The following is a 9,854-nucleotide window of genomic DNA, read 5'->3' as shown; positions in this document are numbered from 1 at the left end:
TCTTCATTAGATATATCAACCTTTATACTTAATTCATTTAATTGAGCATCCTCAGCAACTGCTGGTGCATTTGTCATAGGACAAACAGCACTTTGGTTTTTAGGGAATGCTATAACATCCTTAATGTTAGTAGTTCCTGCAAGCATCATTACAAGTCTATCAAGACCAAACGCTATACCTGCATGTGGTGGTGTTCCATACTTAAATGCATCTAATAAGAATCCAAACTTCTCCTGAGCTTCTTCTTCAGAGAATCCTAGAGCCTTGAACATTTTTTGTTGAACGTCAGCGTTAAATATTCTAACACTACCTCCACCTACTTCATATCCATTTATAACTATATCGTAAGCCTTAGCTCTTAGTGATGCTTTGTCATCTCCATCAAGCTTGTCCATATCTTCATCTAATGGTGATGTGAATGGGTGATGTTTAGCTACCATTCTTCCAGTCTCTTCATCTTCTTCAAATACTGGGAATTCAGTTACCCATAACATCTTGTAATTACGATTATCTAGTAAATCAAGTCTTCTTGCAACTTCAAGTCTAACTTGTCCTAGGGCATCGTATACAACTGTATTCTTATCCGCAACGAATAATAATAAGTCGCCAACTTCTGCATTCATTCTATCAAGTATTGAAGTCATTTCTTCTTCAGAGAAGAATTTAGCTATTGGAGAAGTTACTTCTCTATTTTCACCTATTCTCATAAAGGCAAGACCTTTAGCCTTGTAAGTCTTAGCATGATCTTCTATTTTACTTAATTGTTTTTTGCTTATTGCATCATTTCCAGCTTTAACATTTATACCTCTAACACTCATACCTGGCTTAGTAGCATTAGCAAATACTCCAAAACCACAGTTTGAAACGATGTCAGATATGTCAGTTAATTCAAATCCAAATCTAGTATCTGGCTTATCACTTCCGTATCTATTCATAGCTTCAGCATAAGTCATCACTGGTAATGGTAATTGTACATCAACATTTATAGCTTCCTTGAATATTACTTGTACCATTTTTTCCATTATATCCATAACGTCTTGTTGCTCAACGAAAGACATTTCACAGTCTATTTGAGTAAACTCTGGTTGTCTATCTGCTCTTAAATCTTCATCTCTGAAACATTTAACTATTTGGAAGTATCTATCCATACCACTTACCATTAATAATTGTTTGAATAATTGTGGTGATTGTGGTAACGCATAGAATTTACCTTCGTTAACTCTACTTGGTACTAAGTAATCTCTAGCTCCTTCTGGAGTTGGTTTTATTAAGAAAGGTGTCTCTATTTCAAAGAAGTTATTTGAAGATAAGTAGTTTCTAACTATGTTAGCAACTCTACTTCTTAACATTAAAGTCTTTTGCATAGATGGCTTTCTTAAATCTAAGTATCTGTATTTTAATCTTAATTCTTCAGAAACATTGTCATCATCTTTGATGTAGATTGGTGGTGTTTCTGATTTGTTTAATAATCTTAATTCTGTAGCGAATATTTCTATATCACCAGTTGGCATGTTAGGGTTTTTAGAACTTCTTTCGTGAACTTTCCCTTTAACTGCTATAACGAATTCTGATCCTAATTTTTCTGCTTTAGCAAAAGCCTCAGCATCTACATCAGTATCGAATACTATTTGGCATAATCCACTTCTATCTCTTAAGTCAACGAATACTAGCCCACCTAAGTTTCTTTTCTTTTGTACCCATCCCATAAGTACTACTTCTTCATTTATGTTACTTTCTCTTAAGTCCCCACAATAGTGAGTTCTTTTTAGTCCGTTTAGAGTCTCCATATGCGCTCTCCCTCCAAGTCATTTTTGTATACAAAATTTTAATATTACAATAATATCTATAATTATTAATATTTTATCTACAATCTGTTTTTTAATTCCTCTACTAATCCACTTAGCTTAACTGTAGTTTGCTCTGATGTAGCCATGTTTTTAAGTGTAGCACTATCGTTAGCTAATTCATCATCACCTATAACTATTGTAAATTTAGAATTTATCTTATCTGAATACTTAAACTGTGCCTTAACACTTCTGTCTAAGTGGTCATTATCTGCACTTATATGATTATATCTTAAATCCTTAAGTAGTTTAAAGCTTTTTGTTTTTGCTTCGTCTCCTATTGTTACTATAAATATATCTGTAGACATAGGATTTTCTATTTCTATGTTGTTATTTTCAAGAGTTAATAATAGTCTTTCAACTCCTAGACCAAAACCTATACCACTAACTCCTTTAGGTCCACCTAATTGCTCAACAAGTCCGTCATATCTTCCACCACCACAAACTGTACTTTGAGAACCTATATCATTAGATATTATTTCAAAAGCAGTTTTCTTGTAGTAATCAAGTCCTCTAACTATTTTTTTGTCTACTACAAAGTTTACGTCCATTTCTTTTAAGTATGTTTGTAGTTTTTCAAAGTGAGTCTTACAATCATCACATATATGGTCTATCATAAAAGGTATATCAGTTATGTTTTCTTGACAAGTTGGATTCTTACAATCTATGACTCTCATTGGATTCTTGTCTTTTCTATCTAAACAAGTTTCACATAATACATCAACTTTTGCATCTAGATACTCTTTTAATTTAGCATTGTACTCAGCTCTACAAGTTGGACATCCAACAGAGTTTATACTAACTGCTAAGTCTTTAAGACCTACTTCATTGAAAAACTGAACTGCAAGTGCTATAACCTCTGCATCTATTGATGGGTTATCACTTCCTAATGCTTCAATTCCAAATTGGTGAAATTGTCTTTGTCTACCCGCTTGAGGTCTTTCGTATCTGAAACATGGTGTTATATAAAATAATTTCGTTGGTTGAGTGTCTGCATATAATTTATTTTCTATAAATGCTCTAACTACACCAGCAGTTCCCTCTGGCTTTAGACTTATATTTCTATCACCATTGTCTGTAAATGAGTACATTTCCTTTTGTACTATGTCTGTAGTATCTCCTACACTTCTTTTGAAAAGTTCAGTATGTTCAAATACTGGAGTTCTCATTTCTTCATATCCGAATAATCCACAGATTTCTCTGAATTTGTTTTCAACATAATTCCATTTGTATGCTTCTTTTGGAGTTATGTCCTTAGTTCCTCTTGGAGCTTTAGTTAACATTTTGGTAAATCTCCTTTCTCTTTCTTTCTATCATTTCATCTACTCTTTCTATGTATTGCTCAACGTTCTTCACGTTATCGACTCTTTCGATTCGGTCTTCTTCAAGATATACAAACTTTGATATTGAACCTGCTCCTACTGCGTAGTTGCTTTGTTTTTCTTCCATGATTTGTATGTTGTAAATACATTCGTAACCTTCTTTTGCATAACCTATGTTTTCTAGGTTACCTAGCATATGCTTTTGGCGATACATATAATATGGATTAAGCCCCATATCTTTAGCATACTCCATAGATAACTCTATCATTTTTATCATTTCTTCATATCTTGTAAGCTCGTACTTGTCTAAGTTTTCTTTTAGGTTTGATGCTCTTTTTATAGCTAATGTATGTACTGTTAAACTTTCTGGAGAAAGCTTTTTGATTTCTTCTAGAGTATTTCTAACCATGTCTAAATCTTCGTCAACTAACCCTAGTATAATATCCATATTGATATTATCAAAGCCTAACTCTCTAGCCATATTAAAACATTCTACTATGTCACTTACTTTATGGTCTCTACCTATTTTTTCTAAAGTTATGTCATTCATAGTTTGAGGGTTTATACTAATTCTATCTACTTGATGCTTTTTAAGTACCTCTAACTTTTCTCTAGTAATAGAATCTGGACGTCCTGCTTCTACTGTGAATTCTTTGATTTTAGTTAAATCTAATTCTTTGTATAACGCGTTTATTAAGTCATCCATTTCTTCTGGTTCTAAAGTTGTTGGAGTTCCTCCACCTATGTATAGTGTTTCTATTTCTTTATTAGTGTCCTTTATTATTTTTGCAAGTCCCTTTATCTCTTCTATAAGCTTGTCCACGTATTCTTTCTTTAAATGACCAAATTGCTTAATAGGATTTGCAGGGAAAGAACAATAATAACATCTTGTTGGACAGAATGGAATACTTACATATAGAGAAATCTTATTACCTTCTATTGGATACATAAAAATTCGCTCTCTTTTTGCTATATCAAGTGCTAGATCTATTTTTTCATCTCTTATATAGTATTGTTCTTTTAAAATTTCTCTAATTTGATTGTCATCCATTCCCTTATCTAATAAAGTATGAACTATCTTAACAGGTCTTATACCTGTAAGTATACCCCAAGGTACATAGGTATTAAGTCTATTTTGAAGTACCTTGAAGATAGTTCTTTTTATAGTTTCTTTTGTTTTTTTCTTTAGTTCTTGCTCGTTTAATCCCTTTGTATCTATATGATCTGCAAATTCGTATATTAATTCGTAGTTTTCGTAGTATTTACTTTTAGCTATTAAAGTATCATTGTATACGTAGACTACGTTTTCTAAAATTCTACCTAAGTTTTTTTTCTCTATAAATTCAAAATCAGTAGTAAATAACTTTATTAATTCAGCTACTTCATACTTGTAATCATGTCCTTTTAAAAGTACGCCTATCATTTTGTGCTCCTTTTTAATCTTATTTATACTATTTTAGTATTTACTTATACTATCCATAGTTTTGGGAGCAATCTAAATTTATTGACAGGTTGCTCTTCCTTATTTCATGTATGGATTAGTTCTTTTTTCAGTTCCTAAAGTAGAATCTGGTCCATGACCTGAGTGTATGTTTATATTATCTTCGTATCTAGATAATTTAGTAAGTGATTTTTCTATTTGCTTGTGGTCTCCGCTGTATAAGTCTGTTCTTCCTATACTACCTGCAAATAAAGTATCTCCTGTAAACATTTCATTACCTACTCTTATACACATACTTCCCTTAGTATGACCTGGTGTATGTAAGAAAGTTAATTTTAACTCTCCTAATGTTAATTTTTCTTTGTCATTCACATAGATGTCTGCATCAAATTCTTGTGCTCCACAGTGCATCATATTGCTTAAATTTTTCTTTTTGTCTAATAATAGCTCTTTTTCTTCACTATGAGCTACTATCTTTGCATTAGTTTCTTCTTTAAGCTTTTTAACTGCTCCTATATGGTCTCCATGTCCATGTGTAAGTAATATATATTCTAATGTTAAACCATTTTCTTTTATGAAACCAAGTATATCTAATCTAGCTCCACCTGGATCTATTACTGCACATTTTTTAGTTTTTTCATCAGCTAATACATATACATTCTCGCCAAAATATGGCTCAACTATTTTCTTTATTATCATATTGGCCCCCTTAGAAATTTTTGCTTGAATCTAGTAACATAGTAACTGGTCCATTATTAGCTATATCCACCATCATATGTGCACCAAATTCTCCTGTTCCAACTACTACGCCTTCTTTTTTAGCTCTTTCTACAAATTCTTCATATAAAGGGACTGCAACCTCTGGTCTTGCTGCATCACTAAAACTCGGTCTTCTTCCTTTTCTACAATCCCCATATAAAGTAAATTGAGAAACTACTAGTAATTCTCCACCTACATCTTTTAAAGATAAGTTCATTTTTTCATTTTCATCTTCAAAAATTCTTAGGTTTAATATTTTATCTATCATATAATCCACATCTTTTGATGTATCTTCATGAGTTACTCCAAGTAAAACCAATAATCCTTGTCCTATTTCTCCTGTAACTCTTTCTTCTACTGTAACCTTCGAAGAGGATACTCTCTGCACTACTGCTCTCATAAAATACTCCTCCTAGTTTATAACTCTGTATATATCTTCAACACCTGGAATTGATTTTAGTTTTTTTATTAATATAGTAAGTTCATTTATATCATTTACTTCTACTAATAAATTTACACTTACTACATGGTCTTTTCCTTTTCTAGCATTTATTCCATTTAAGCCTATCTTATCTACTGCAACTATGTGAGTTATCTCGTTTATAATTCCTTTTCTGTCTACAGTTCTAATTTGTATTTCTGCTTCAAACTTAGCATTATTAGAACTACTCCATGATACCTCTAATAATCTGTTCTTAAAGAATTCATCTTCTGAAGATGCATTCGGGCAATCTGATCTATGAATTGCTACTCCTCTTCCTTTTGTTACGTATCCTATAATTTCGTCCCCAGGAAGTGGGTTACAGCATTTAGCAAACCTAATTAGTATATTATCTAATCCTTTTACTACTATTCCTTGAGATGAAGTTGTCTTTCTTTTCTTCTTGTACTCTTCATCGCTTAATTTATGTTTATTTAAATCTTCAATTTCATTTATTTGTTGGTCTTTTTGAACTTTTTTTACTTCTTTTTCATATAAATCCCTTATCTTAGGAACTACTTGAGCTGCCATAATTCCACCATATCCTATTGTAGCAACTAAGTCTTCTACACTTTGTTGGTTGAATCTTTTTGCCATTAATAGCATATACTTTTCTATTGCTGGGTCTTTGGTTGGAAGATTATATTTTTTAAATTCTCTTTCTAATATAGCATTACCACGTTCTATATTTTCTTCTTTTCTCTCTTTTTTGAACCATTGTCTAATTCTACTTTTTGCATTTGGTGTTTTAACAATGCTAATCCAGTCCCTACTTGGTCCATTAGAGTGAGATGATGTTAATATTTCTACTATATTACCATTTTGAAGTTTGTAGTCAATAGGTACTATTCTTCCATCAATTTTTGCACCAACACATTTATTTCCTACATTTGTATGTACTCTATAGGCAAAATCTATCGGTGTAGCTCCTGCTGGCATTTCTACTACATCTCCCTTTGGAGTAAATACATATACTTGACTATTGAATACATCTTCTTTTAGTGCTGCTAGAAACTCTTCTGGGTCTTTTAAATCTTTTTCCCATTCCATCATATGTCTTAGCCATTGAAGTTTTTCTTCTACGCTAGTTCTTTTGTTTTCAGTATTTCCTTCTTTGTACTTCCAATGGGCTGCTATACCGTACTCTGCTATATTGTGCATATCTTTAGTTCTAATTTGTATTTCTACTGGCTCTCCATCAGGTCCTATGACTGTAGTATGAAGACTTTGATACATATTAGGTTTAGGCATTGCTATATAGTCCTTAAACCTTCCTGGTATGGGCTTCCACAATGTGTGTACTAAACCAAGAACTGCGTAACAATCTTTTACTGTATCTACTATTATTCTTATTGCTGTTAAATCGTAGATTTCTTCAAAGTTTTTGTGCTTGTTTTGCATCTTACTATATATACTGTAGAAGTGTTTAGGTCTTCCATATACATCGCATGGTATTCCTACACTTTTGAAATTCTGATTTAGTAAGTTTACTATGTTTTCAATATAAGCTTCTCTTTGACTTCTTTTTTTAGCTACTCTGTCAACTAACTCATAGTATCCCTCTGGATCTATGTATCTTAATGCTAAGTCTTCTAATTCCCATTTTATCATGGAAATACCTAATCTATGTGCAATTCCTCCATAAATTTCAAGTGTTTCCTTAGCTTTAGACTTAGCTTTTTCTGGAGGCATGAATTTTAAAGTCCTCATATTATGTAATCTATCTGCTAATTTTATAAGTATCACTCTTATGTCTTTGGCCATTGCCAGAAACATTTTTCTTAGATTTTCAGCTTGAGTTTCCTCTTTTGATTGATATTTTATTTGACCTAATTTCGTTACTCCATCTACCAAGTCTGCTACTTCTGTCCCAAATTCTCTTGCTATATCTTCATAAGTATAGTCAGTATCTTCAACTACATCATGTAATAAACCAGCTACTATAGTTTCAATATCTAACTCCATATCACTTAGAATATCAGCTACTGCTATTGGATGAATAAAATACGGTTCTCCAGACTTTCTAAACTGTCCTTCGTGTGCGCTTTTCCCAAAATAATACGCCTTTTCTACTAAACTAATGTCAGTGTTTGGGGCATATTTTTTTATCTTTCGTATTAGTTCTTGTATTTCCTTATCATGCATAATACCACCTATTTTAAGTATGAAATTTGTATATATGAAAATAGTTGGCAATATACCAACTATTATAAAAAATTCGCTTTGCTCGAGCGACCTGTCGCTAAACACTTCATGTCGCTAGCAGCTTTGCCTATTGTTTAAGTACTAGTATTTTATAAGAGAGTTTATATCATATTTAGATAATTTTTCTCTTCCATTTAAAAACTCTAGCTCTATTAAGAACTGCATTGAAACTACTTCTCCGCCTAACCTTTCTATAAGCTTAGCTGCTGCCTCCATAGTCCCTCCTGTTGCTAATAAGTCATCAACTATTGCAACTCTTTGTCCTGGCTTTATTGCATCTTTGTGTATTTCTAAAGTATCAGTTCCATACTCTAATCCATACTCATGTCTTTCTGTTTCATATGGTAATTTCCCAGGCTTTCTAACTGGAACAAATCCTATTCCTAATCCGTAAGATACTGGTGTACCCATTAAAAACCCTCTTGCTTCAGGTCCAACTACTACATCTACATTTTTATCTTTTAATTCATTTATAAATTGGTCTATTGTAAATTTAAACGCTTCTCCATCTTGCATTAATGTTGTTATATCTTTAAAATTTATACCTTCTTTTGGGAAGTTCTCTACTTCTCTTATTACTTTTTTTAAATCCATATTTGGAATCCTCCTAATAGCTTTCTTGATATTGTTTGTGTAAGTATCTTAGGTTGTTAAGAATCTTACTCTCATCTAAGTTTAGTTTTTTGTCTGGCTTTGGTAATAAACTTATAATAATGTGCTTTTCTTTAGGATTTATATCTTCTTCAAGTGTAAAGTCTAGTAAGTCTAATTCTTTAAAAACTTTTAATATAGTAAATACTTTAAGCGGAATTATATTAAATGTTTTCTTTATATCTACTATTTTTACCATTAGTTCTGATTGTGACATGGCCATTTTATAAATAAATATAAATTCTTCTCTAGTTGGAAGAAGGTTGTTTATAATATTATTCAAGTATAATAAATCTGTTTGGCTATAATATTTGATGATTAAACTTTCCTTATTCATATTTTCACATAAATACGAATATTCTCCTAGGTTATATAAATAATCATATAGAATAATATTATTATATCTTTTTAAGTCCACTTTATCAATATTTGGAGAAAATATAAGTTGCACTTTATGCTGATTATTATCATTTAAATTGTAATTTATGTCAAATTCTATATCTGTAAGGGATATATCAGATATTGCTCTATAAAAACCGTTGATAGTATTTGTAATAATTAATGTATTTTCTTTTATATAATTAAATACATTTATACTCATATCTCCTTCAATAGCTTTATTTATTTCATTTTTTTCAAATTTATTACATATTCCCTCTTTATTTGCAGAATGAATAGTATATAAGTTATTTTCCTCTGGAGGTATTTTTGAAGATAGCTCTATAGCTGTAACATCTAAATGCGAACTTTTAGGATGAGCTAACCTCATATCCTTAAGTAAAAATTGTACAGTTCTATTTCCTCTGAAATTATTCTCATCTAATTGGAAAAGTACATCTACTTTATCTCCTACACTGTATCCTTCACCTAAATAAGCCATATTAAAACCTATACAGTCATAAACTTTGTCTTTTTCTATCTTAAATTTTAAATGTTGATTATTATTACCTATATTTCTTTTTTCTTTTAATATAGCATTTCTTACTATGAATCTAGGATTAGGATTTTTTAATCCAAAAGGTTCTAGTTTGTGAAGTTCTTCTACTAAATTTAAATTTACTACATCTTCGTTAAGCTCAAATTCTACGTTGATGTTTTCTATTAAATCCTCTTCGTTTAAATTATAATTTGCAATTTTGTTTACTTCTTCA

The 9,854-nt window shown here is 31.2% G+C and carries 7 protein-coding genes and 1 pseudogene; all 8 read right to left on the bottom strand.

Annotation, left to right across the window (positions count from 1 at the left end):
- The coding region (gene aspS / locus ACRC03_RS10480; RefSeq protein ID WP_438652512.1) for an aspartate--tRNA ligase at window positions 1–1,787 on the bottom strand (1,787 nt) is incomplete at its 3' end.
- 77 nt (window positions 1,788–1,864) lie between these two features.
- Entirely contained in the window at window positions 1,865–3,127 is a 1,263-nt protein-coding gene (gene hisS, locus ACRC03_RS10475) for a histidine--tRNA ligase (RefSeq protein ID WP_438652511.1), read from the bottom strand.
- Window positions 3,117–4,589, bottom strand: coding sequence for a coproporphyrinogen dehydrogenase HemZ (gene hemZ, locus ACRC03_RS10470; RefSeq protein ID WP_438652510.1), 1,473 nt, complete (start codon window positions 4,587–4,589; stop codon window positions 3,117–3,119). The genes hisS and hemZ overlap by 11 nt, the downstream gene beginning before the upstream one ends.
- A gap of 99 nt (window positions 4,590–4,688) precedes the next feature.
- Complete coding sequence (locus tag ACRC03_RS10465) at window positions 4,689–5,306, bottom strand: MBL fold metallo-hydrolase (protein WP_438652509.1); 618 nt, start codon at window positions 5,304–5,306, stop codon at window positions 4,689–4,691.
- A 10-nt stretch (window positions 5,307–5,316) separates the two neighbouring features.
- Complete coding sequence (gene dtd / locus ACRC03_RS10460) at window positions 5,317–5,766, bottom strand: D-aminoacyl-tRNA deacylase (RefSeq protein WP_438652508.1); 450 nt, start codon at window positions 5,764–5,766, stop codon at window positions 5,317–5,319.
- Between the two features lie 12 nt (window positions 5,767–5,778).
- Complete coding sequence (locus ACRC03_RS10455) at window positions 5,779–7,992, bottom strand: RelA/SpoT family protein (RefSeq protein WP_438652507.1); 2,214 nt, start codon at window positions 7,990–7,992, stop codon at window positions 5,779–5,781.
- Window positions 7,993–8,133: 141 nt separating this feature from the next.
- Window positions 8,134–8,646, bottom strand: coding sequence for an adenine phosphoribosyltransferase (locus tag ACRC03_RS10450; protein WP_438652506.1), 513 nt, complete (start codon window positions 8,644–8,646; stop codon window positions 8,134–8,136).
- A gap of 13 nt (window positions 8,647–8,659) precedes the next feature.
- Window positions 8,660–9,854, bottom strand: a pseudogene (locus ACRC03_RS10445) (single-stranded-DNA-specific exonuclease RecJ); the annotation flags it as partial.

This window comes from Romboutsia sp., from assembly GCF_051659545.1.
Taxonomy (GTDB): Bacteria; Bacillota; Clostridia; order Peptostreptococcales; family Peptostreptococcaceae; genus JBOFOR01.
The sequence above is the reverse complement of the archived record's forward strand: the minus strand, read 5'-3'. Positions and strand labels throughout refer to the sequence as shown.

Coding starts and splice junctions, on each gene's coding strand:
- hisS (WP_438652511.1), bottom strand. CDS start 3,127: ATGTTAACTAAAGCTCCAAGAGGAACTAAGGACATAACTCCAAAAGAA.
- hemZ (WP_438652510.1), bottom strand. CDS start 4,589: ATGATAGGCGTACTTTTAAAAGGACATGATTACAAGTATGAAGTAGCT.
- ACRC03_RS10465 (WP_438652509.1), bottom strand. CDS start 5,306: ATGATAATAAAGAAAATAGTTGAGCCATATTTTGGCGAGAATGTATAT.
- dtd (WP_438652508.1), bottom strand. CDS start 5,766: ATGAGAGCAGTAGTGCAGAGAGTATCCTCTTCGAAGGTTACAGTAGAA.
- ACRC03_RS10455 (WP_438652507.1), bottom strand. CDS start 7,992: ATGCATGATAAGGAAATACAAGAACTAATACGAAAGATAAAAAAATAT.
- ACRC03_RS10450 (WP_438652506.1), bottom strand. CDS start 8,646: ATGGATTTAAAAAAAGTAATAAGAGAAGTAGAGAACTTCCCAAAAGAA.